This window comes from Pantoea stewartii subsp. stewartii (genome assembly GCF_008801695.1).
Lineage (GTDB): Bacteria > Pseudomonadota > Gammaproteobacteria > Enterobacterales > Enterobacteriaceae > Pantoea > Pantoea stewartii.
Genome location: NZ_VZPF01000017.1, coordinates 1 through 21,308, shown reverse-complemented (window position 1 = coordinate 21,308; position 21,308 = coordinate 1). Strand labels below are relative to the sequence as shown.

Below are 21,308 nucleotides of genomic sequence, written 5' to 3'. Positions count from 1 at the left end.
GCCTCTGCGGCGCTTATGCTGAGCGCCATGAAAACACCTCGTCTTCCGATTGCCCTGCAACAAGCCGTTATGCGCGCCCTGCGTGATGCTCTTGAGCGCGCTAATCGCATGCTTGAACGCACCTACCCTGAGCCCACGCTGGTTTATCAGCAACGGGGCACCGCCGCCGGTACCGCCTGGCTGGAAAAATGGGAGATTCGCCTCAATCCTGTGCTGCTGCTGGAGAACCAACAGGCGTTTATTGATGAAGTCGTTCCTCACGAACTGGCCCATTTGCTGGTGTGGAAGACCTTTGGTCGCGTGGCACCGCACGGGAAAGAGTGGAAGTGGATGATGGAAACCGTCCTCGGTGTTCCGGCCCAGCGTACCCACCGTTTTGAAGTCGCGTCCGTCCGTAGTCGCACCTTTGCCTACCGCTGTCAGTGTCAGCAGCACCACCTTACCGTACGGCGTCATAATCGCGTGATTCGCGGCGAAAGCGAATACCGCTGTGTCCATTGCGGCAACGTATTAAAAGCCGGCCTTTTCCTTCCATCCTGACCGGATTCTCATTCCGCCTGCCCCCGCATTCTGGTACCCTGCCGCCCTTTTTAGGATCAAGGTGATAACTGGAATATGTCTCACAAAATAATCATGACCGCCGCGCTGCTGCTGGCCTCCTTTCATGCCACCGCGCTTAACCTGAATAATTACTATCAGAATAATTTTCAGCAGGCAAAAGCTTATGCGGCCGAGATTAACGCCGATGCACCGGGCAGTTTTTATTGCGGCTGCAAAATGACCTGGCACGGTAAAAAGGGCGAACCTGATCTGAGCAGTTGCGGTTATCAACCGCGTAAAAATGCCAACCGTGCCGCGCGCATCGAGTGGGAGCACGTGATGCCTGCCTGGGAGTTCGGTCATCAACGTCAGTGCTGGCAGAATGGTGGACGCAAAAACTGCAGTAAAGATGCCGACTATCGCCATATGGAGACCGATCTGCACAATCTGCAACCGGCAATAGGGGAAGTAAACGGCGACCGGGGTAACTTTGCTTACAGCCAGTGGAACGGGACAGAGAAGCAATATGGTCAGTGCAGCATGCACATTGATTTTAAAAACAAACAGGCAGAGCCACCAGAACGGGCCCGCGGTGCCATCGCGCGCACCTACTTCTATATGCGCGATCAATATCATCTGCGCTTGTCGCGCCAGCAAACCCAGCTATTTACGGCCTGGAACAAGCTCTATCCGGTCAGCCAGTGGGAATGCGAGCGAGACCAACGTATCGCACGGGTACAGGGGAATCATAATCCTTATGTGCTCGAAGCTTGCAAGCGTTAAAATCCCTGCCCTAAACTAACTGTCTTTACGGCCTCGCCGCGTGGATCGCGCGGCGTTTTGCTCTCAGGTACTTTATGCGCATACCTCGCATTTTTCACTCACAGCCGCTGCATGTTGGCAGTGAGATTACACTGGATGACGATGCCTCTAACCATGTTGGTCGCGTATTACGCATGACCAGCGGACAGCATCTGGAACTGTTTGATGGCAGTAATCTGACTTTCGCGGCAGAAATCACGCAAGTTGATAAAAAACGTGTAAAAGTATCCATCACAACGAGTCAGACTGACGATCGTGAATCGCCCCTTTATCTCCATCTCGGCCAGGTGATGTCGCGTGGCGAAAAAATGGAATTTACCATCCAGAAATCAATCGAACTGGGCGTTAATGTCATCACGCCGCTGTTTTCTGAGCGCTGTGGTGTCAAACTGGACGCCGAACGTCTGGCGAAAAAAATTCAGCAATGGCAAAAGATTGCGATTGCCGCCTGTGAACAGTGTGGCCGTAACCGGGTACCGGAAATCCGTCCGGCGATGACGCTGGAAGCCTGGTGCAGTGAAGCGGAAAGTGGGTTAAAACTGAATCTGCATCCGCGCGCCAGCCACAGTATTAACACCTTGCCCCAACCGGTCGAGCGCGTCAGGTTGCTGATTGGCCCGGAAGGTGGGCTGTCCGCTGAAGAAATTGCCATGACGGCACAGCATGGATTTACGGATATTTTGCTTGGCCCACGCGTTTTACGCACCGAAACCACCGCGCTGACGGCCATTACGGCACTTCAGGTGAGGTTTGGCGACCTGGGTTAAGCGATACTTTTAGCACGTTCAGGTCATGCAGCCTCACCGCCAGCCTGAAAGATCAGCCCCTTTTGCCCGAACGGAACGAGACGGTTAGTGCCGCCTCCTTCAGGAGAGAATAATGATTAAGCTTGGCTTCGTGATGGACCCGATCGCATCCATCAACATTAAGAAAGACTCCAGCTTTGCAATGCTGCTGGAAGCCCAGCGCCGGGGCTACGAAATTCACTATATGGAGATGAACGATCTCTCCCTGCGCGGCGGCGTGGCCTTTGCCCGCACGCGCCTGCTCAGCGTGGAACAGAATGCCGCGAGCTGGTACCAGTTTGGCAGCGAACAGCAGATCAAACTGGCCGATCTTGATGTCGTCCTGATGCGCAAAGACCCACCGTTCGATACCGAATTCATCTATTGCACCTACATTCTGGAACGTGCCGAAGAACAGGGCACGCTGATCGTTAACAAGCCGCAAAGCCTGCGCGACTGCAATGAAAAACTCTATACCGCCTGGTTTGCCGAATTTACGCCGGATACGCTGGTGACCCGTTCGAAGCAGCAACTCCGTGCATTCTGGCAGGAGCATGGCGATGTGATTATGAAGCCGCTGGACGGCATGGGTGGCGCATCCATCTTTCGCGTGAAGCACGATGACCCAAACTTTGGCGTAATCGCCGAAACGCTGACAGAGCATGAAAGCCGCTACTGCATGGCGCAAAATTATCTGCCAGCGATCAAAGAGGGCGACAAACGCGTACTGGTCGTCGATGGCGAACCCGTTCCCTATTGCCTGGCGCGTATCCCTCAAGGCGGTGAAACCCGTGGTAACCTGGCCGCCGGTGGACGCGGTGAAGCGCGCCCGCTGAGCGAAAGTGACTGGGCGATCGCCCGCAAAGTCGGACCCACGCTTAAAGCCAAAGGCTTGATTTTTGTCGGACTCGATATTATTGGTGATAGACTGACAGAAGTTAACGTGACCAGCCCAACATGCATTCGTGAAATCGAGGCCGCTTTCCCTGTGTCCATCACCGGTATGCTGATGGATGCCATTGAGAAGCGTCTGGGCTCAGCATAACGCTGGGACCATGCTCCGTGATCAACCCAACACCGGTGCTGACTTTACGCACCGGTTATCTTTGGTAAAGCATGTGAGAATGAATTTACAGCATCACTTTTTGATTGCCATGCCAGCGTTGCTGGATCCCTTTTTCAAACGTTCTGTGGTCTACATTTGCGAGCACAACGAAGAAGGGGCAATGGGGCTGATTATTAACAAGCCTATGGAAAACCTGACGGTTGAAGGCATTTTGAAAAAGCTCAAGATTGCCGAGGAAAACCGCGATCCGGCAATCAACCTGGATAAGCCGGTATTCAGCGGCGGCCCGCTGGCAGAAGATCGCGGGTTTATCCTGCACTCTGCCCAGCGCACGTTTACCTCCAGCATCCGTGTCTCAGACAACACGGTGATCACGACATCACGCGATGTCCTGGAAGCCATAGGTACCGCCGATCAGCCCGATCATGTTCTGGTGGCGCTGGGCTATTGTGCCTGGGAAAAAGATCAGCTTGAAAATGAGCTGATGGAAAACGCCTGGCTGACCACCCCCGCAAACAGCAATATTCTGTTTCAGACGCCCATCGCTGAGCGCTGGCGCGAAGCGGCACGAAGCATCGGGGTGGATATTCACAATATGGCCAGCGATGCAGGTCACGCCTGATGACACATCAAACCTTGTTAGGCTTCGACTTCGGCACCAAAAGCATTGGCGTTGCCGTCGGGCAGCAGCTGACGGGCAGCGCCCGTCCGTTAAGTGCCCTCAAAGCACAGGACGGTACGCCTGACTGGCTGCAAATCGAAAAGTTGCTGAAAGAGTGGCAGCCTGATTTTGTGGTGGTGGGATTGCCGCTTAATATGGACGGCAGCGAACAGCCACTGACCGCGCGTGCGCGCAAGTTTGCCAACCGCTTACACGGGCGTTTCGGCATTCGCGTGGAGCTGCAGGACGAACGCCTCAGTACCGTTGAAGCCCGTGCGGGCCTGTTTGAGCGTGGCGGTTACCGTGCGCTGAACAAAGGGTCGGTCGATTCACAGTCAGCGGCCATTATCCTGCAGGACTGGTTCGACACTCACTAGCGAATGACCCCTTCAGCCTGACGGGCTGCGCGGCTCTGTTCGAATGTCTGCATCCCGGCCCGAGCGCCGGTTTGCAGAAGCGCCGGAATCTGATGCATTTTGCCTTCCCGAATCAGATTGACCACAGCACTGGTCGCCATCAATACTTCAAACAGCCCGGTCCTCTTCTCATCACAGGCTGGCACCAGTTGCTGCGCGATCACTGCGTTGAGGCTGCTTGCCAGTTGAGTGCGCACCAGATTTTTTTCTTCCGCAGGAAACACATCCACCAGCCTGTCTACCGCCTGCACCGCACCGCGCGTGTGCAGCGTGGCCAGCACCAGATGGTCGGTTTCTGCGGCAGTGAGCGCCTGACGAATGGTATCGCTGTCGCGCAGTTCCCCCAGCATAATAACGTCAGGATCTTCCCTGAGTGCGGCTTTCAGGCCCTGGCTGAAACTCCGGCAATGCACACCGACTTCACGCTGTTGAATCAGGGATTGCTGACTGCGATGGATAAACTCAATCGGGTCCTCCAGGGTCAGGATATGGCGGGCCTGCTGCCGGTTAATCGCATCCACCATTGCCGCGAGGGTGGTCGACTTACCGCTGCCCGTCGCCCCGGTGATTAATATCAGTCCGTCCCGTTTCTTTAGTAACGCCTGCACCCCTTCCGGTACGCGCAGATCGGTCAGCGTCGGGCATTCGCTGGCGATGTTGCGTAGCGCCAGAGACAGCCCGTTACGCTGCATAAACAGGTTGGCGCGCAGGCGCTGTCCCGCCGCCAGGGTCAACGCGAAATCCAGTTGCCCTTCCCGCTTAAGTTGCTGCTGCTGTTCGCTGTCCAGCCACACCGACGTAAACTGCGCCATCCAGTCAGGTGACAGCGCAGACCGATCGGGCAGCGGCTCCAGCCTGCCCTGACGCCGCCAGTACGGCAAATGTCCGCTACAAAGGTGCAGATCGGCAGCGTTATGCTTTACACTAAGCGCCACGATTTCATCCAGATTCATTGTGTTCTCCCGACTATGACTTCAATCCAGCACAACCTACAGCAAGTCCGCCAGCGAATCGCCGCTGCTGCAAGGCGTTGCGGCCGGGCTCCCGAAGAAATTACGCTACTTGCAGTGAGCAAAACGAAACCTGCGAGCGCAGTCAAAGAAGCGGCGGCGGCGGGTCAGCTCGCGTTCGGGGAAAATTACGTTCAGGAAGGGGTTGAAAAGGTTCAGGCGCTGACCTCACATCCCAATCTGATATGGCACTTCATTGGCCCGCTGCAGTCCAATAAAAGCCGACTGGTGGCAGAACACTTTGCCTGGTGCCACACCCTTGATCGTCTGAAGATTGCACAGCGGTTTAACGATCAGCGGCCTGAACATCTGGCACCGCTCAATGTGCTGATTCAGGTAAATATCAGTGACGAAAACAGCAAATCTGGCATCATGCTGGAGGCCGTCGACGAACTGGCGCAGGCTATTGCCGCGATGCCGCGTTTGCGTTTGCGCGGGCTGATGGCGATTCCGGCACCCGAACAGGATTATCAGAAACAGCTGGCGGTATGCCAGCAAATGGCTGATGCATTTCACCAGTTAAAACAGCACTATAGTGATGTTGATACGCTGTCGATGGGAATGAGTGATGATATGGAGGCGGCGATTGCCGCAGGCAGCACCCTGGTGCGCATTGGCACCGCAATATTTGGCGCACGTGATTACACACAGCCTTCACAACAATAATTGAGGAACTTCATGTTAACAATGACGTTTTTGGTAAAAACGCTAATCGATCTCTACGTCATGGTGCTGTTGCTGCGCATCTGGATGCAGTGGTCACGTTGCGATTTTTATAATCCGCTTGCCCAGTTTGTCGTGAAGATCACTCAGCCGATTGTGAAACCGTTGCGTCGCATTCTGCCTGCGTTGGGTCCGATTGATACGGCTTCTCTGCTGCTGGCGTTTGTGCTCACTACGCTGAAATATCCGCTTCTGCTGCTGATTCAGGTCGGCGTGTTCTCTGTCGATCCCGCTAACTTGTTGGTCGGCCTGCTGTCGCTACTGAAATCCGCAGGTTATCTGGTGTTCTGGGTCATTATTATCCGTTCCCTGATGAGCTGGATCAGCCAGGGCCGCGGTCCGATGGACTATGTGCTGATTCAGCTGACAGAGCCGTTAATGGCGCCGATTCGCCGCATTCTGCCCGCGATGGGCGGCATCGACTTCTCCGCCATGATCGTCATTCTGGTGCTGTATGCCCTGAATTTCCTCGGCATGGACCTGTTCCCGGGTCTCTGGTATTTGCTGTAAATGAACCAAACTGGAACTGTTATGCAAAAAGTTGTTCTTGCCACCGGTAATCCCGGCAAAGTCCGTGAACTGGCGGATCTGCTCTCCGCCTTTGGACTGGATATCGTGGCGCAAACCGACCTCGGCGTTGAATCCGCCGAGGAGACCGGCCTGACCTTTATTGAAAACGCCATCCTGAAAGCGCGCCATGCCGCGCAGGTGACCGGGCTGCCCGCTATCGCAGATGACTCCGGGCTGGCCGTCAACGCGCTGGGCGGCGCACCGGGCATTTATTCGGCCCGCTATGCCGGTGACGACGCCAGTGACCAACAGAACTTGGAAAAGCTGCTTCAGGCGCTGGAAAGCACCCCGGACGGACAGCGTCAGGCCCAGTTCCACTGCGTGCTGGTGTATTTACGTCACGCTGCCGATCCGACGCCGCTGGTATTTCACGGCGCCTGGGACGGCGAAATCACCCGCACCCCAGCCGGTGAAGGCGGCTTCGGCTACGACCCGGTGTTTTACATTCCGGCATTGGGTAAAACCGCCGCCGAACTGACAAAAGCAGAGAAAGGAAAAGTCTCTCATCGAGGTAAAGCATTGACGCTGTTACTGGAAGCGATGCGTAATGCCTGATTTACCCCCGCTGAGTTTATATATCCATATTCCCTGGTGCGTCCAGAAATGCCCTTACTGCGATTTTAATTCTCACGCGTTAAAAGATGAGGTGCCGCACATTGAGTATGTGCAGCACCTGCTGCGCGATCTTGAAAACGATCTGCCGCTGATTCACGGACGTGACGTGCGCACGATATTTATCGGTGGCGGAACGCCAAGCCTGTTAAGCAGTAGCGCGATGCAGATGCTGATGGATGGCGTACGCGCGCGCCTGACGCTGGCAGAAGGGGCAGAGATTACGATGGAGGCGAATCCAGGCACGGTGGAAGCCGACCGTTTCAGCGCCTATCAGCGCGCCGGGATTAACCGTATCTCCATTGGGGTACAAAGCTTTAGCCCGCAGAAGCTGGAACGTCTCGGTCGCATCCATGGTCCCGAGGAAGCGAAGCGCGCCGCGGCGCTGGCGCAGGGCCTGAACCTGCGCAGCTTTAACCTCGATCTGATGCACGGTTTGCCCGACCAGTCACTGACGGAAGCGCTGGACGATTTGCGTCAGGCGATTGCGCTTAATCCTCCGCATTTGTCCTGGTATCAGCTGACCATCGAACCGAATACGTTGTTTGGCTCACGTCCGCCTAAATTGCCCGACGACGATGCGTTGTGGGACATCTTTGAGCAGGGACATCAGCTGCTGACCGCTGCCGGTTATGAGCAATATGAAACGTCGGCCTATGCCAAACCGGGATACCGCTGTGAGCACAACCTGAATTACTGGCGCTTTGGCGATTATCTTGGGATTGGCTGTGGTGCCCATGGCAAGCTGACCCAACCCGATGGCCGTATTGTTCGCACGGTCAAAGTGCGCCATCCGCGGGGTTTTATGAAGGGCAACTATCTCGATAAACAGTACGAGGTAGCAGACAGTGACAAGCCGTTCGAGTTCTTTATGAACCGTTTCCGGTTGCTGGAGCCTGCGCCACGCGCTTCATTCAGCCGCTATACCGGGCTGAATGAAGCGCTGATTCGTCCACAGCTCGATCAGGCTATTGCCGCAGGTTACATCACTGAAACAGCGGACATCTGGCAAATTACCGAGAAGGGCAAACTGTTTCTGAACTCGCTACTGGAACTGTTCCTGGCCGACGAGTAACGCGCTTCGGGTTCGGCGTGCAAACTGCGGCTGTATGAAGGAGGCCGAATCCTTATCCGCGCTCGGTATTCTGTCTCAGTTGCAACAACCGGGTATTGATGATGGCAATGTTCACTTCGCAGGGCATGCCATCATCCAGATAAACCGTCTCATTAATCTCCAGCGCCGCCTCATTCGCACTAAAATTCAGCAGTCTGAGTTGCTCACTGTCGGTCACGTTAATCGCATTAAGCTGCTGTTCGCGGCGCTGAATCTTTTTGCCGGTGATTTGTTCAATGTAAGAGTATTTCGAGATTTCCAGCCGGCCAAACTCCATGCTGCTGAACAGGCTGACAGGCAGGTGGATATATTCCAGCGCCACGGGAATATCGTCAAAGCACATCAGTCGAAGAATTTTGTATATCTGATCGCTGTTTCTGATACGTAACGCCTGCGCCATCTCCGGTCCGGGCACCTTGATGATGCTGGCAGTGAGCACCTTCCTGACCGCTTTATGGCCTTTTTTATGAGCCTGATAATCGAAGGGCGAAAGCGCATGGAACCGGCCAGCGTGATTGCTCTTGCCGATAGAACCGACAAACAGTCCCGACCCCTTCACGCGATAAATACGCTGCTGCTCAATCAGAATACGGGTTGCTTCCCGTACCGTCGCCCGGGTGATACCGATGTTCTTTGCTATCGCAATTTCGGTATCCAGCTTGTCGCCCGGCAGCAGTCCGTCCTGCATGATCTTGGTCAGAATATAGTCGACAACCTCTTTTTGTTTCTCTGTTATGCCATCGAACATCACGCTGTTCCCGAATAGTAAGCCCGTGCCTGCGGTGCGCCGCCGCATCGCCTGTATGCCTGATTTCCGTCACTGCGTATGAGTGAGACAGGAACCAGTGTGATCCAGCTAACGATTTTGCACTCCGGTGTCGCCTGTCCAGCCAGAATTGATTCTGGCATATTGTATCTGTACAGGTCGAGGTGCATCATCAAGATGACTAGACACGTTAAACATGTCTATACGTATAAATAAATTTTTGCAACAGGCAATTGTCAGAACTGACGCCTGCTTTAGCAATAAAAGTCATTACTAATCAAATAATTGGTTTTGACTTTTTATCTACCCTGACGTGTGTGGAAGAGAATCAGGAAAAACAAACAGGTTGACCGCCTGAAAAAGGCAAAAAGCTGACTGTACATCTTGCAATGACAAGCAGCCTGCCTGCTGGCCCAACTTTTTTATCCAGGACACCGTATGGCAAATCTTACCCAATGGCTGAATGCTGAAAAAATTCAATACATTGAGCGCGTTTCCGACTGGAAAGAGGCGATTCAGGTCACCGGTAATCCTCTCTGCCGTGAAGGCGCTATTTCGCAGGATTACATTGACACCATCGTCCGGCTCAAAGAAGAGACCGGCCCCTACTTCGTGATCGCCCCTCGAATCGCGATGCCACATGCGCGTCCTGAACAGGGCGCGAAGAAACTGGGCTTGTCCGTCGTGAAACTGGCAACCCCTGTCAACTTTGATGCTGATGAAAACGATCCTGTCGACATCCTTTTTATGTTCTCGGCCCCTGACAGCAACAGCCATATCGAGATGATTTCGCAGCTGGCTGAAGTGCTGACAACGAGGACATCATGCAACGCGTTTATCACGCACAAAGCCAGCAGGAACTGTGCACGGTTCTGCTGGCAGACCACCTTATCAGTTAACAATTTCAAATAAGAAGAGGTAGTTATGAAAATTATGGCAGTGTGTGGTTCAGGCCTGGGAAGCAGCTTCATGATGGAAATGAACATCAAAAAAGTGCTTAAAGCGATTGATATGACGGCGGAGGTCGAACATGCCGACCTCGGCTCGGTGACGCCGGACGTCGCAGATGTATTCGTGATGGCAAAAGACATTGCCTACAGCGCTAATCTGCCCCCGGAAAAAGTCATTATCATCAACAACATCATCGACCTGAAAGAAGTTGAGCAGAAAATTCGCGACTACTTCAACAAATAACACCGTTATCCCCTTTGATAAGAACACTTACCGCTGAGGTTATTATGTTTATACAAAACCTTTTACTGGTAGTTGTCGATGTGCTGAAAGTCCCTTCGATTCTGGTCGGGTTAGTCGCGATGTTCGGCCTGATCGCGCAGCGCAAGCCGTTGCCGGATGTGATAAAGGGAACGGTAAAAACGATTCTGGGCTTTTTAGTGCTGGCAGGCGGTGCCACCGTTCTGGTGGGCTCGCTGACGCCGCTCGGCGATATTTTTAAGCACGCATTCAACGTTCAGGGCATTATTCCTAATAACGAAGCGATGGTATCCATCGCGCTGGCGAAATACGGCGCGCCTACCACGCTGATTATGGCGTTCGGCATGGTGGCAAACATTACCGTCGCCCGCTTTACCCGCCTGAAATATATCTATCTCTCTGGCCACGTCACCTTCTATATGGCCTGTATGATTGCCATTATTCTGTCCGTTGCCGGTTTTGAAGGTGTGCAGCTGATTTATACCGGTTCGCTGACGCTGGGCATGCTGATGGCCTTTTTCCCGGCCCTGGCTCAGCCCTATATGCGTAAAATTATCGGTCACGATCAGGTTGCGCTGGCTCATACCGGCACGGTGGGTTATGTCCTGTCAGGCTGGATAGGCTCTATAGTGGGCAAAGGTTCAAAGTCCACCGAAGAGATGAACATGCCCAAAAACCTGAGCTTTTTGCGCGACAGTACCATCTCCATCTCTCTGACCATGATGATCATCTATTTTATTTTGTCCGTCTCGGCGGGCAGAGAGTATGTTGAAAGTCAGTTCAGTCATGGTCAAAACTATCTGGTGTATTCGTTTGTACAGGCCATTACCTTTGCTGCCGGGGTCTTTATTATCCTGCAGGGCGTGCGCTTAATTCTGGCGGAGATTGTACCGGCCTTTACCGGGTTTTCAGAGAAGCTGGTGCCCAGCGCGCGTCCTGCTCTGGACTGCCCTATCGTGTTTCCCTATGCGCCCAATGCCGTTCTGGTCGGCTTTATTTCCAGCTTTATCGGTGGACTCGTCGGGTTGTTTATCCTTGGGCAGCTGCACTGGGTGCTGATTTTGCCCGGCGTGGTGCCGCACTTTTTCTGCGGGGCGACGGTGGGCGTCTTTGGCAATGCGACGGGCGGCAAGCGGGGTGCGATGATTGGCGCCTTTGCACACGGTATTCTGATTACCTTCCTGCCGGTTGCGTTACTGCCTGTGCTGGGTGCGATTGGTCTGACGAATACCACATTCTCAGATACGGACTTTGGCGTGACAGGGATTCTGCTGGGTAACATGGCGAGGTTCCTCGATAAAGGCACCATTACCATGATTATTACGGGCATCTTTGCGCTGCTGGTGATCTATAACTATGTCGCCGGTAACAAGACTGTGTCGCCGGTAACAAGACTGTGACCAAAGAAGCTAACAGCGACTGAGACCTAAACGGGGCTGATGATTCAGCCCCTTCTTAACAGGGCAGGACATTAAACGGGTTAGTTAAATGATTTAACCAGCGTTTTACGGTCTTTTTCCAGCGAGATAACCCGGTTACAGACGTCTTTACCAAACTGCTGGAAGTCCGTTTCCTGATTATTCCATTCGCTCTGAATGGCGTTCTGCAGACCACCAAGGTTACCCATCAACCCCTGCAGCCCGCTGCCGCCACCGTTGGTCATGGCTTTCGTCCCCATCTCATTAATGCTGTCCTGCAGGATACCGCCCATCGCCTGATTCACCAGTTGCTGCCCATCGGCACGAACCTGATCGATCGCCTGGTGATGGAACGTCAGTCCGTCACTGCGATGTTCAATAATGCGGTTCATCTGGGTTTTTAACTGGGCATTCAGCGTGGCCAGTCGGCTGTGCAAGCGGCTTGATTCCCCTACCTGCTCAGTGATGATCTTATCCAGCGCCAGCCGACCTTTCTCCAGACGGGAGGTGGCACCGTTATCGATCCACGGCAGATCGCGACGTAACGCATTTTGGTAATTAATGGCCTGCTGACGACTGGCGGCGTTCATCGTGATTTTTTGCCCGTTGAACTGCACATCGCCCTGCGGCGAAATCACAAGATTGCCGTTTGCGCCAACGACCTGCACGTTTTGTGGGCTAATGACCACATCATCCTGTGGTTTAACGCTGCATTCCCAGGCCGCCTGGGCCTGCGTTGCCGCCAGCAAGAGGCCAGCGACCAGCACGTTACGAATCATACGTTCTCCCTGTCTGGGTGTGAAAGCGACATCGCTGGTAACTTAGTCCCACCAGACGTCAAAGAGTTCGGTCACCTTTACATCCAGTAACTGGCGATCTTCCAGCCATTTACGTACCAGCTCGCGATGTTCCTCGGTGCATTTACCGGTTTGCTGCAGGCAGATTAACCCTTCCCAGGCCAGATAGCCGCTACCGTCATAAGCCAGGCCATTGGGATCGATCGCTTCGTTAATAAACTGATTCAGCGTTTCGTCGATAACCTCTTCAGAGGTGCCGTCCGGGAAGCGCCAGGCTACGGAAAAGCCCAGCTCCTGAAACTCATCAATATGCAATTTTTTACGTAAACGACGGCTGCGTTGTGTGGCCATTATTTCACCCTCTCAAACATTAAATCCCAAACGCCATGGCCCAAACGCTGCCCGCGCTGCTCAAATTTGGTCAGTGGACGCGTCTCAGGACGCGGCACATACGTATTGTCTTCAGACAGGTTTCGATAACCCGCGATGCTGCTCATCACCTCAAGCATATGACCGGCATAGGCTTCCCAGTCGGTCGCCATATGGAACACACCGCCCAGTTTCAGTTTACGCATCACAAGCTCGGCAAACGGCACCTGCACGATACGGCGTTTGTTGTGACGGGCTTTATGCCACGGATCGGGAAAGAACAGCTGAACCATGCGCAGTGAATTATCCGGGATCATTTTCTCCAGCACTTCCACCGCATCATGACACATCACCCGCAGATTGCTGACATTGGCATCTTTCGCCGACGCCAGGCAGGCTCCCACGCCGGGCGCATGCACTTCGATGCCAAGGAAGTTTTGATGCGGATTATTTTGCGCCATGGTGACCAGCGACGCGCCCATACCAAAACCGATCTCCAGCGTGACAGGCGCATCGCGCCCAAACAGCGCGGGCAAATCAATGGGCTCTGGCTGATATTCAACACCCATTTCCGGCCAGTAGTTGTCCAGCGCCTGCTGCTGGCCTTTGGTTAAGCGGCCCTGGCGGCGCACAAAACTACGAATCCGACGCAACGGGCGTCCATTTTCATCATATTCTGGGGTGATGACGTCATTAATCATGTTGAAGCCTGCTGGTTAGCCTGTTCAGGGAAACGGGCATTATGCAAAGTTCAAAAGCAGAAGCAAGCCTTTGCCACTTTCCGCGCGCACCCGGCGTGTTTTGACATGCGTTTTCCTGCCTGAGTGTAGAGTAATGCAAGAAAATTGCCTGGGAGGCTGCTGGCCGGAAACAGAATTATAACGTCATGGTCTGCCGCCGTTGCTGACTGAGCTTGCGGTACTGTTGTGGCGACATGCCGACATACCTGGCAAAGGTGCTGTAAAAGCGACTACTGGAACGGAAGCCGGCCGTCAGCGCCACATCCAGCACGGTAATATCGGTATCGCTCAGCAGCGCCCGGACGTGGTTAATGCGCATCGCGGTAATGTACTGTTTTAGCGTAAGCTGCATGACGCGTTGAAAGATGCCCATGGCATAGTTTGCATTAAGCTTGACGTGCTCTGCGACGTCATTGATTGTCAGGGCCTGGTCATAATTGTCGGCAATATAGCTCAGCATCTGGCTGACATAAAACTGCGCATGGCGCGACACGCTGTTTTTGTGTGTCCGCGACGTTTTGTTCACCAGCACAGGCTGCCACCCTGACAGACTAAAGCGTTTAAGCATCAGGCCAATTTCATCCACAGCAAGCTGGCGAATCTGTTCATCCGGGCTGTTCAGTTCCTGCTGCCAGCGCTGCACTTCAAAGGCGCTGAGCTGCTGTTTTGCCACAGACTTAATCACCATGCCATGTGTGACATGATTGATGAGTTCCCGGTCGAGCGGCCATGACAGAAACAGATGCATCGGCAGATTAAGGATAGCCATGTTCTGGCAGTTACCGGGCCGGGTAAGCTGGTGCGGTGTACAGGCCCAAAACAGCGTGATATAGCCCTGCTTAATCTGCACGACTTCATTATTGATTAAATATTCCACGTCCCCGTCGAACGGCACATTGACCTCAACCTGCCCATGCCAGTGACAGCTGCTCATCGCCAGCGGCCGACGCAGTTCGATATCCATACGTTGATATTCGGAATAGAGCGACAGCGGGCTGCGGGTTTGCTTTTCGTCACTGCTGCACATATGCGGATCGGGCGGCAGCGTGGCAACGGGCTGTAATGTCGTCATGATTCTCTCCTGAATTATCAGAACCCCGCCCAGCGTACCCGCGGAGACGGCCAAAAACAGCAGTGGATTCCCTATACTAAGCGCTCTTTCAGACCAGATACTCTTCTTTTTACGTTAATTTATCCTAAAAACTCAGATCTGTTCGTTGCCAGCATCTGATCTGAGTTTTTGGGAATGCTCATCCGATAAGACGGAAGTTTTCGCCCGCACAGCGTGCCACCATGAGATTATCCCACCCTGTCATGGAGCGTTCTGATGTCTGCACCCAAAATTACCTTTATTGGCGCGGGTTCCACTATCTTCGTCAAGAATATCCTTGGCGATGTTTTCCATCGCGATGCGCTAAAATCTGCCCATATTGCCCTGATGGATATTGATGCAACCCGGCTTGAAGAATCCTATACCGTCGTTAGTAAACTTATGTATTCCGCGGGCGCGGCTGGCCAGATTACCTGCCACAGCGAGCAGAAAGCGGCCTTAACGGATGCGGATTTTGTCGTGGTCGCCTTTCAGATAGGCGGCTATCAGCCCTGTACCGTCACCGATTTTGAGGTCTGTAAACGCTATGGTCTGGAGCAGACCATAGCCGATACGCTGGGCCCCGGCGGCATTATGCGCGCCCTGCGCACCATCCCGCACCTGTGGCAGATTTGCGAAGACATGACGGAAGTCTGCCCGCATGCCACCCTGCTTAATTACGTCAACCCCATGGCGATGAACACCTGGGCAATGTATGCGCGCTATCCCCATATCAAACAGGTTGGGCTGTGCCACTCGGTACAGGGAACGGCAGAGGAACTGGCCAACGATCTGAATTTAAATCCTGCCGATCTGCGTTACCGCTGCGCCGGGGTTAATCATATGGCGTTTTATCTGACGCTGGAGCGTAAAACCGCTGACGGCAGTTACGTTGATCTCTATCCCGACCTGCTGGCGGCCTGGAACGCTGGCCAGGTGCCGAAGCCCAACCTGCACGGCAATACGCGCTGTCCCAACATTGTGCGCTATGAAATGTTCAAAAAGCTGGGCTATTTCGTCACCGAATCCTCAGAGCACTTCGCAGAATATACGCCGTGGTTTATCAAACCAGGCCGCGAAGATCTTATTGAACGGTATCAGATTCCGCTGGATGAATATCCCAAACGTTGTGAAGAACAACTGGCGGAATGGCGGGCAGAACTGGCACGTTACCGTCGCGCCGAACGTATTGAAAGCAAACCCTCGCGTGAGTACGCCAGCACGATTATGAACGCTATCTGGACCGGCGAACCGGCGGTCATTTATGGCAATGTGCGTAATGATAGTCTGATTGATAATCTTCCACAGGGATGCTGCGTGGAAGTCGCTTGTCTGGTCGATGCCAATGGGATTCAGCCCACCAAAGTCGGCACGACTCCGTCACATCTGGCCGCCATGATGCAAACCAATATCAATGTGCAGACGCTGCTGACCGAAGCCATTCTGACTGAAAACCGCGATCGGGTTTATCACGCCGCCATGCTGGATCCGCATACGGCAGCGGCATTAAGCCTTGATGAGATCTATGCACTGGTGGACGAACTCATCACTGAGCACGGCAGTTGGTTGCCCGCCTGGCTTCATCGTTAATTCTTTGTCGCCGGATGCTATGGTCCGGTCGCGATTCTACGTCATAACAGTGGGCGGGCGCTGGCAACAGCGACCCGGCAACCGATGAGCATTTCGATAACGACAAAACTCAGTTACGGATGTGGTGCGTTTGGAAAAGACTTCGCGATTGGCATTGTTTACCTCTACCTGATGTATTACTACACCGACGTAGTGGGATTATCGGTTGGCATGGTCGGCACGTTGTTTTTAGTCGCCCGGATCTGGGATGCGATTAACGATCCCATTATGGGATGGATCGTTACCATTACACGTTCTCGCTGGGGGAAATTTAAACCCTGGATTTTAACTGGCACGCTGACAAACTCGCTGGTGCTGTTCGCGTTATTTAGCGCCCACCTGTTTGAAGGGACGGCACAGCTGGTTTTTGTCTGGGTCACCTACATTCTGTGGGGAATGACCTATACCATAATGGATATTCCGTTCTGGTCACTGGTACCGACCATTACGCTGGACAAACGTGAGCGCGAAGAGCTGGTGCCCTGGCCACGCTTTTTTGCCAGCCTCGCCTCCTTTGTCACGGCCGGCATTGCGCTACCGTTTGTCAGTTATATCGGGGGCGACGATCGCGGCTTTGGCTTTCAGATGTTTACCCTGCTCCTGATCGTGTTTTTCATCGCGGCAACCCTCATCACGCTGCGTAATGTTCATGAGGTTTATTCATCAGACGGCGCGCAGACCCAGGACGGCGGCCGGATGGGACTGAGCGCGATCGTCGGCCTTATCTACCGCAACGATCAGCTTGCCTGCCTGCTCGGTATGGCGCTGGCCTATAACATTGCGGCGAATATCATTACCGGTTTTGCGATTTACTATTTTACCTATGTGATCGGCGATCCCAGTCTCTTCCCTTACTACCTCTCCTATGCTGGCGCGGCGAACCTGGCAACACTGGTTCTGTTCCCCAAATTAGTGAATCTGCTGTCACGCCGGATACTATGGGCGGCGGCGTCTGCCCTGCCGATTCTGAGCGGCGGTGTGCTGTTCGCTATGGCATTAGCAGGCAGTCACGCGACATCCTTAATCGTTATTGCCGGGATTTTATTCAATACCGGAACGGCGCTTTTCTGGGTGCTTCAGGTAATTATGGTGGCGGATACCGTAGATTACGGCGAATACAAACTGCATGTGCGCTGTGAAAGCATTGCCTATTCGGTGCAAACCATGGTCGTTAAAGGCGGCTCTGCGCTGGCGGCTTTCTTTATCGCTGTCGTGCTGGGCATGATTGGCTATCTGCCCAACGTCAACCAGTCGCAGGAAACCCTTGCTGGCATGCAGTTTATTATGATCGTGCTGCCCGCTGTCTTTTTTGCCCTGACGCTGCTGCTCTATTTCCGTTTCTATACACTGAACGGCGACATGCTACGGAAAATTCACATCCGCCTGCTGGATAAATACCGTAAGCCACCGGAAAAGGAAGCGGTGCCGATCGCAGCAACCCAAGAGATAAAAATTTAAACGCGAAGCCCCGACCCGGGGCTTCTGTTTTAAGTCTGACTTTCGGCTATGCCCGAAAACGAGAAACAACCCGTGTTTTATCAGCAACATTTTCATCGCCTTCTTGTGTGTAACCGGCCTTATCTGACAACCGGGCCTCAGTGGCCACCAGAAAGAAACAGGCCTTTGCAATCTTCAGGTTTACTCTCAGTGGCGCTTATGCTGGAATTCCCGCCTGAATGTCGCGTAATCACGGAAATATCCCCTTTATGATGCAAGCCCCGCAGTTCGCGCAACAGGTGCTGGACTGGTATCAACGCTTTGGCCGCAAAACCCTGCCGTGGCAGTTGGAGAAAACACCTTATAAGGTGTGGCTGTCTGAAGTGATGTTACAGCAAACCCAGGTCGCCACCGTTATCCCCTATTTTGAGCGCTTTATGGCGCGCTTTCCGACCGTCAGCGATCTGGCCGCCGCGCCGCTGGACGAAGTGCTGCATCTCTGGACCGGTCTGGGTTACTACGCGCGTGCGCGTAACCTGCACAAAGCCGCCAAACAGGTGGTTGAGGTGCACGGCGGCGAGTTCCCGCGCAACTACGATGACGTCGCCGCGCTGCCCGGCGTAGGCCGCTCGACAGCGGGTGCGATCTTATCGCTATCGCTGGGCCTGCACTTCCCGATTCTGGACGGTAACGTGAAACGGGTTTTGGCTCGCTGTTACGCAGTGGCTGGCTGGCCGGGCAGGAAGGATGTTGAAAAACGGCTGTGGCAAATTAGTGAAGACGTGACGCCAGCCGAGGGCGTCAGTCAGTTTAACCAGGCCATGATGGATCTGGGCGCCATGGTTTGCACCCGCTCGCGCCCGAAATGTGAAATCTGCCCGCTCAGCGATGGTTGCGAAGCCCGCGCGACGAACAGCTGGGCAAACTATCCGGGCAAAAAACCTAAGCAGACGTTGCCTGAACGCAGCGGCTGGTTTTTGATGATGCAAAACGGCGACAATGTCTGGCTTGAACAGCGTCCGCCGGTGGGTTTATGGGGCGGTTTATTCTGCTTCCCGCAGTTCACCAGCGAAGACGATCTGAACGCCTGGCTGTCGACGCGCGGCATCCATGCCAAACCGCAGCAGCTTACGGCATTTCGTCACACCTTCAGCCATTTTCATCTGGATATCGTTCCCATGTGGCTGTCATGGCCTTCTGCCGGGGCATTAATGGATGAAGCTGGCGGTCTCTGGTATAACTTAACGCTGCCGCCATCTGTGGGATTAGCCGCACCTGTAGAGCGTCTTTTACACGAACTGCGCCATCCCCAGCCGTTGCCTGTGGGCGACGGTGAGATTAATGAGGAAGAGTAATGAGCCGCACCATTTTTTGTACTTTTTTACAACGCGACGCTGAAGGGCAGGATTTTCAGCTCTACCCTGGCGATCTGGGAAAACGCATTTACAATGAAATCTCGAAAGAAGCCTGGCAGCAATGGATGGCTAAGCAGACGATGCTGATCAACGAGAAAAAACTCAATATGATGAATCCCGACGATCGCAAAGTGCTGGAAAAGGAAATGATCAATTTCCTGTTCGAAGGTAAAGACGTTCATATTGAAGGCTACACGCCACCCGAAGCATAACTTTATTGGCCTCCGTGTTGAGGCCGTTTTCCAGGTCAGGCACGTATTTTAGATGAATAAAAAGCTGATAGCCCTGCTGGTGATTGCCCCCCTTTTGGTGTCCTGCTCCGGTAAAAAACATCCGGAATATTCAGAGGAATGGGTCAAAGATACCAACGGATTTGACATTCTGATGGGGCAATTCGCTCATAACATTGAGAACATCTGGGGTATCAATGAGGTCCTGATCGCCGGACCGAAAGACTACGTTAAATACACCGACAATTATTACACCCGCAGCCACATCAACTTTGAAAGCGGGAACATCACCATTGAGACCATTTCCGGTACCGATCCTGCCGCCAGTCTGCGTCAGGCGATCATGACTACGTTACTGATCGGCGACGATCCGGGAAATGTCGATCTCTACTCTGATGCCAACGACATTCAGATCAGTAAAGAGCCGTTGTTGTACGGACAGGTGCTGGATAACACCGGTCAGGCGATTCGCTGGCAGGGACGTGCTCAGGCCTTTGCTGACTACTTGATTGCCAATAAACTGCAACGCCGTACGTCCGGCCTGCATGTAATCTACTCGGTCACGATTCCGATGGTGCCAAACCATCTGGATAAGCGTGCGCATAAATATCTGCCTATGGTGCGTAAAGCCGCCGAAGAGTACGGTGTAGATGCGTCTCTGATTCTGGCTATTATGCAGACCGAATCCAGCTTTAACCCCTACGCAGTCAGCCATTCTGATGCGCTCGGCCTGATGCAGGTAGTGCAGCATACCGCCGGTGTGGATGTATTCCGCATGAAGGGCAAATGGGGCAAACCGAGCCGCAGCTATCTGCTGGATCCCGAGAACAACATTGATGCCGGTACTGCCTATCTGTCGTTGCTGCAGAGCAACTATCTGGCCGGTATTCAGGATCCGGTTTCACGCCGCTATGCGGTTATCACCGCCTATAACGGCGGCGCCGGTAGCGTGCTGCGCGTGTTCTCCAGCGATAAAGATCGTGCCTTTACCATTATTAACAGTATGTCGCCGGGTCAGGTTTATCAGACGCTGTCGAAGCAGCATCCGTCGGCGGAATCGCGGCGGTATTTGTATAAGGTGAGTTCGGCGCAGCGGAGTTATCACAGGTATTGATTTGGCGGGGTTCCGCTCAGCAGGTGCTGCGAGTTGCTCTGAGCGGGTTCCGCCCGCCTGATAGCGGGAGCTGCGGATTGCTCTGAGCGGGTTCCGCCCGCCTGGTGGCGGGGCTGCGGGTTGCTCTGAGCGGGTTCTGCTCACCAGGTGGCGGGGGCTGCGGGTTGCTCTGAGCGGGGTCCGCTCACCAGGTGACGGGGCTGCGGGTTGCTCTGAGCGGGTTCCGCCCGCCAGGCGACCGGGAGTTTCAGCCTGCCCGTACAGGCGGACGTGTTAAGGGGCTCGCGCCAGCCCCTTAACAATCCCGGCGGCCGTCAGCCGTCGCTGTTCCTTCGTCTCTCACTCCGGCCCCACGGGCCGTCCGGATGCGCCCTCCCTGGCGCAGCCGTCCTCGTCGCGGCATCCCTGCCGCGCCGCCCTGGCCTCCATTCTCTCCTCAGCGCGCCGGATGCCGGCAGAACCCCCCCCGCCTGCCAGTCCTGGGTTTTTAAAAAGCCGGTGTTGTCTGTGGTCAGTGGTAAGCGTCGCATCTAAATAACTGCTCGGAATAGTAGATCACTTAGAGGGAACTCAGTCCGGTTTATGCGATCTGATCAATCGCTGAATATCCCAAATCACCAGCCGGACTGAGCAATGTCGATCATTGCACCAATACCCAGAACCGAACGACGCCTGATGCAGAAAACTATCCATAAAACAAAGGACAAAAACCACGCCCGGCGGCTCACCGCCATGCTGATGCTGCATCGTGGTGACACCGTCAGTCATGTTG

The 21,308-nt window shown here is 54.0% G+C and carries 23 protein-coding genes and 2 pseudogenes; 19 read left to right on the top strand and 6 right to left on the bottom strand.

The genetic code is table 11. From position 1 onward, the window contains the following. Positions 1-27 precede the first annotated feature (27 nt). The 6 genes from F7Q90_RS06645 to ruvX all read left to right on the top strand — a co-directional run bounded on the left by F7Q90_RS06645 (position 28) and on the right by ruvX (position 4,251). Complete coding sequence (locus tag F7Q90_RS06645) at positions 28-540, top strand: SprT family zinc-dependent metalloprotease (RefSeq protein ID WP_006120847.1); 513 nt, start codon at positions 28-30, stop codon at positions 538-540. 75 nt (positions 541-615) lie between these two features. Next, positions 616-1,323, top strand: coding sequence for a deoxyribonuclease I (gene endA, locus F7Q90_RS06640; RefSeq protein WP_006120848.1), 708 nt, complete (start codon positions 616-618; stop codon positions 1,321-1,323). Positions 1,324-1,397: 74 nt separating this feature from the next. Next, positions 1,398-2,129: a 16S rRNA (uracil(1498)-N(3))-methyltransferase gene (rsmE, locus tag F7Q90_RS06635; RefSeq protein WP_006120849.1), complete on the top strand. Its 732-nt coding sequence runs from the start codon at positions 1,398-1,400 to the stop codon at positions 2,127-2,129. Between the two features lie 112 nt (positions 2,130-2,241). Beyond that, the gene (gshB, locus tag F7Q90_RS06630) at positions 2,242-3,192 is read left to right on the top strand and encodes a glutathione synthase (protein WP_006120850.1); all 951 of its coding nucleotides are present in this window, start codon (positions 2,242-2,244) and stop codon (positions 3,190-3,192) included. A 79-nt stretch (positions 3,193-3,271) separates the two neighbouring features. Continuing rightward, positions 3,272-3,835 carry a YqgE/AlgH family protein gene (locus tag F7Q90_RS06625; protein ID WP_006120851.1) on the top strand — a complete coding sequence of 188 codons (564 nt, stop codon included), beginning with the start codon at positions 3,272-3,274 and terminating at the stop codon, positions 3,833-3,835. Beyond that, positions 3,835-4,251 carry a Holliday junction resolvase RuvX gene (gene ruvX, locus F7Q90_RS06620; RefSeq protein WP_006120852.1) on the top strand — a complete coding sequence of 139 codons (417 nt, stop codon included), beginning with the start codon at positions 3,835-3,837 and terminating at the stop codon, positions 4,249-4,251. Before F7Q90_RS06625 ends, ruvX begins: the two co-directional genes overlap by 1 nt. On the opposite strand, the gene F7Q90_RS06615 is transcribed toward ruvX, so the two are convergent. Continuing rightward, positions 4,248-5,243 carry a type IV pilus twitching motility protein PilT gene (locus tag F7Q90_RS06615; protein ID WP_006120853.1) on the bottom strand — a complete coding sequence of 332 codons (996 nt, stop codon included), beginning with the start codon at positions 5,241-5,243 and terminating at the stop codon, positions 4,248-4,250. The genes ruvX and F7Q90_RS06615 overlap by 4 nt on opposite strands. 15 nt (positions 5,244-5,258) lie before the next feature. Here F7Q90_RS06615 and F7Q90_RS06610 point away from each other — a divergent pair, with 15 nt between their 5' ends. From F7Q90_RS06610 to hemW, 4 genes are read left to right on the top strand one after another with little or no spacing between them, the layout of a single operon-like run. Then, positions 5,259-5,966, top strand: coding sequence for a YggS family pyridoxal phosphate-dependent enzyme (locus tag F7Q90_RS06610; RefSeq protein ID WP_006120854.1), 708 nt, complete (start codon positions 5,259-5,261; stop codon positions 5,964-5,966). A 12-nt stretch (positions 5,967-5,978) separates the two neighbouring features. Then, positions 5,979-6,533: a YggT family protein gene (locus F7Q90_RS06605; RefSeq protein WP_006120855.1), complete on the top strand. Its 555-nt coding sequence runs from the start codon at positions 5,979-5,981 to the stop codon at positions 6,531-6,533. A 21-nt stretch (positions 6,534-6,554) separates the two neighbouring features. Next, a complete protein-coding gene (locus F7Q90_RS06600; protein ID WP_006120856.1) occupies positions 6,555-7,148 on the top strand; it encodes an XTP/dITP diphosphatase in 594 nt (197 codons plus the stop codon). Beyond that, positions 7,141-8,280, top strand: a complete 1,140-nt coding sequence (gene hemW / locus F7Q90_RS06595; protein ID WP_006120857.1) for a radical SAM family heme chaperone HemW — start codon at positions 7,141-7,143, stop codon at positions 8,278-8,280. Before F7Q90_RS06600 ends, hemW begins: the two co-directional genes overlap by 8 nt. Before the next feature lie 52 nt (positions 8,281-8,332). Here the strand turns inward: hemW and F7Q90_RS06590 are convergent, their stop codons facing one another. After that, positions 8,333-9,067 (bottom strand): GntR family transcriptional regulator, encoded by a 735-nt coding sequence (locus F7Q90_RS06590; RefSeq protein WP_006120858.1) that lies wholly within the window; start codon positions 9,065-9,067, stop codon positions 8,333-8,335. Between the two features lie 456 nt (positions 9,068-9,523). Here F7Q90_RS06590 and F7Q90_RS06585 point away from each other — a divergent pair. The 3 genes and pseudogenes from F7Q90_RS06585 (at position 9,524) to F7Q90_RS06575 (ending at position 11,697) form a co-directional block, all read left to right on the top strand. After that, a pseudogene (locus tag F7Q90_RS06585) lies at positions 9,524-9,984 on the top strand (PTS sugar transporter subunit IIA). Positions 9,985-10,009: 25 nt separating this feature from the next. Continuing rightward, complete coding sequence (locus F7Q90_RS06580) at positions 10,010-10,279, top strand: PTS sugar transporter subunit IIB (RefSeq protein WP_006120860.1); 270 nt, start codon at positions 10,010-10,012, stop codon at positions 10,277-10,279. A gap of 44 nt (positions 10,280-10,323) precedes the next feature. After that, a complete protein-coding gene (locus F7Q90_RS06575; protein WP_006120861.1) occupies positions 10,324-11,697 on the top strand; it encodes a PTS ascorbate transporter subunit IIC in 1,374 nt (457 codons plus the stop codon). Positions 11,698-11,777: 80 nt separating this feature from the next. On the opposite strand, the gene F7Q90_RS06570 is transcribed toward F7Q90_RS06575, so the two are convergent. The 4 genes from F7Q90_RS06570 to melR all read right to left on the bottom strand — a co-directional run bounded on the left by F7Q90_RS06570 (position 11,778) and on the right by melR (position 14,693). Continuing rightward, positions 11,778-12,494: a YggN family protein gene (locus tag F7Q90_RS06570; protein ID WP_006120862.1), complete on the bottom strand. Its 717-nt coding sequence runs from the start codon at positions 12,492-12,494 to the stop codon at positions 11,778-11,780. Between the two features lie 42 nt (positions 12,495-12,536). Next, positions 12,537-12,863, bottom strand: coding sequence for a YggL family protein (locus tag F7Q90_RS06565; RefSeq protein ID WP_006120863.1), 327 nt, complete (start codon positions 12,861-12,863; stop codon positions 12,537-12,539). Then, positions 12,863-13,582: a tRNA (guanosine(46)-N7)-methyltransferase TrmB gene (trmB, locus tag F7Q90_RS06560; RefSeq protein ID WP_006120864.1), complete on the bottom strand. Its 720-nt coding sequence runs from the start codon at positions 13,580-13,582 to the stop codon at positions 12,863-12,865. Before trmB ends, F7Q90_RS06565 begins: the two co-directional genes overlap by 1 nt. A gap of 175 nt (positions 13,583-13,757) precedes the next feature. Beyond that, positions 13,758-14,693 (bottom strand): transcriptional regulator MelR, encoded by a 936-nt coding sequence (gene melR / locus F7Q90_RS06555; RefSeq protein WP_006120865.1) that lies wholly within the window; start codon positions 14,691-14,693, stop codon positions 13,758-13,760. Positions 14,694-14,945: 252 nt separating this feature from the next. Between melR and melA the strand changes: the two genes are divergently transcribed. The 6 genes and pseudogenes from melA to F7Q90_RS06525 all read left to right on the top strand — a co-directional run. After that, positions 14,946-16,301 carry an alpha-glucosidase/alpha-galactosidase gene (gene melA / locus F7Q90_RS06550; protein WP_085980102.1) on the top strand — a complete coding sequence of 452 codons (1,356 nt, stop codon included), beginning with the start codon at positions 14,946-14,948 and terminating at the stop codon, positions 16,299-16,301. An 84-nt stretch (positions 16,302-16,385) separates the two neighbouring features. Further along, entirely contained in the window at positions 16,386-17,798 is a 1,413-nt protein-coding gene (melB, locus tag F7Q90_RS06545; protein WP_006120867.1) for a melibiose:sodium transporter MelB, read from the top strand. 248 nt (positions 17,799-18,046) lie between these two features. After that, the gene (gene mutY, locus F7Q90_RS06540) at positions 18,047-19,132 is read left to right on the top strand and encodes an A/G-specific adenine glycosylase (RefSeq protein ID WP_033739690.1); all 1,086 of its coding nucleotides are present in this window, start codon (positions 18,047-18,049) and stop codon (positions 19,130-19,132) included. Further along, a complete protein-coding gene (locus tag F7Q90_RS06535; RefSeq protein ID WP_006120869.1) occupies positions 19,132-19,404 on the top strand; it encodes an oxidative damage protection protein in 273 nt (90 codons plus the stop codon). Before mutY ends, F7Q90_RS06535 begins: the two co-directional genes overlap by 1 nt. Before the next feature lie 52 nt (positions 19,405-19,456). Continuing rightward, on the top strand, positions 19,457-20,536 hold the full coding sequence (gene mltC, locus F7Q90_RS06530; protein WP_006120870.1) for a membrane-bound lytic murein transglycosylase MltC: 1,080 nt from the start codon (positions 19,457-19,459) through the stop codon (positions 20,534-20,536). 633 nt (positions 20,537-21,169) lie between these two features. Then, positions 21,170-21,308 (top strand): annotated as a pseudogene (locus tag F7Q90_RS06525) (IS630 family transposase); the annotation flags it as partial.

Bases quoted from the DNA above. Each gene is read 5' to 3' on its own strand.
- F7Q90_RS06645 (WP_006120847.1), top strand. From the start codon at position 28: ATGAAAACACCTCGTCTTCCGATTGCCCTGCAACAAGCCGTTATGCGC.
- ruvX (WP_006120852.1), top strand. From the start codon at position 3,835: ATGACACATCAAACCTTGTTAGGCTTCGACTTCGGCACCAAAAGCATT.
- hemW (WP_006120857.1), top strand. From the start codon at position 7,141: ATGCCTGATTTACCCCCGCTGAGTTTATATATCCATATTCCCTGGTGC.
- endA (WP_006120848.1), top strand. From the start codon at position 616: ATGTCTCACAAAATAATCATGACCGCCGCGCTGCTGCTGGCCTCCTTT.
- F7Q90_RS06580 (WP_006120860.1), top strand. From the start codon at position 10,010: ATGAAAATTATGGCAGTGTGTGGTTCAGGCCTGGGAAGCAGCTTCATG.
- F7Q90_RS06615 (WP_006120853.1), bottom strand. From the start codon at position 5,243: ATGAATCTGGATGAAATCGTGGCGCTTAGTGTAAAGCATAACGCTGCC.
- F7Q90_RS06570 (WP_006120862.1), bottom strand. From the start codon at position 12,494: ATGATTCGTAACGTGCTGGTCGCTGGCCTCTTGCTGGCGGCAACGCAG.
- mutY (WP_033739690.1), top strand. From the start codon at position 18,047: ATGATGCAAGCCCCGCAGTTCGCGCAACAGGTGCTGGACTGGTATCAA.
- melB (WP_006120867.1), top strand. From the start codon at position 16,386: ATGAGCATTTCGATAACGACAAAACTCAGTTACGGATGTGGTGCGTTT.
- trmB (WP_006120864.1), bottom strand. From the start codon at position 13,582: ATGATTAATGACGTCATCACCCCAGAATATGATGAAAATGGACGCCCG.
- F7Q90_RS06600 (WP_006120856.1), top strand. From the start codon at position 6,555: ATGCAAAAAGTTGTTCTTGCCACCGGTAATCCCGGCAAAGTCCGTGAA.
- F7Q90_RS06610 (WP_006120854.1), top strand. From the start codon at position 5,259: ATGACTTCAATCCAGCACAACCTACAGCAAGTCCGCCAGCGAATCGCC.
- F7Q90_RS06605 (WP_006120855.1), top strand. From the start codon at position 5,979: ATGTTAACAATGACGTTTTTGGTAAAAACGCTAATCGATCTCTACGTC.
- F7Q90_RS06565 (WP_006120863.1), bottom strand. From the start codon at position 12,863: ATGGCCACACAACGCAGCCGTCGTTTACGTAAAAAATTGCATATTGAT.
- F7Q90_RS06590 (WP_006120858.1), bottom strand. From the start codon at position 9,067: ATGTTCGATGGCATAACAGAGAAACAAAAAGAGGTTGTCGACTATATT.
- melR (WP_006120865.1), bottom strand. From the start codon at position 14,693: ATGACGACATTACAGCCCGTTGCCACGCTGCCGCCCGATCCGCATATG.
- F7Q90_RS06625 (WP_006120851.1), top strand. From the start codon at position 3,272: ATGAATTTACAGCATCACTTTTTGATTGCCATGCCAGCGTTGCTGGAT.
- mltC (WP_006120870.1), top strand. From the start codon at position 19,457: ATGAATAAAAAGCTGATAGCCCTGCTGGTGATTGCCCCCCTTTTGGTG.
- gshB (WP_006120850.1), top strand. From the start codon at position 2,242: ATGATTAAGCTTGGCTTCGTGATGGACCCGATCGCATCCATCAACATT.
- rsmE (WP_006120849.1), top strand. From the start codon at position 1,398: ATGCGCATACCTCGCATTTTTCACTCACAGCCGCTGCATGTTGGCAGT.
- F7Q90_RS06575 (WP_006120861.1), top strand. From the start codon at position 10,324: ATGTTTATACAAAACCTTTTACTGGTAGTTGTCGATGTGCTGAAAGTC.
- F7Q90_RS06535 (WP_006120869.1), top strand. From the start codon at position 19,132: ATGAGCCGCACCATTTTTTGTACTTTTTTACAACGCGACGCTGAAGGG.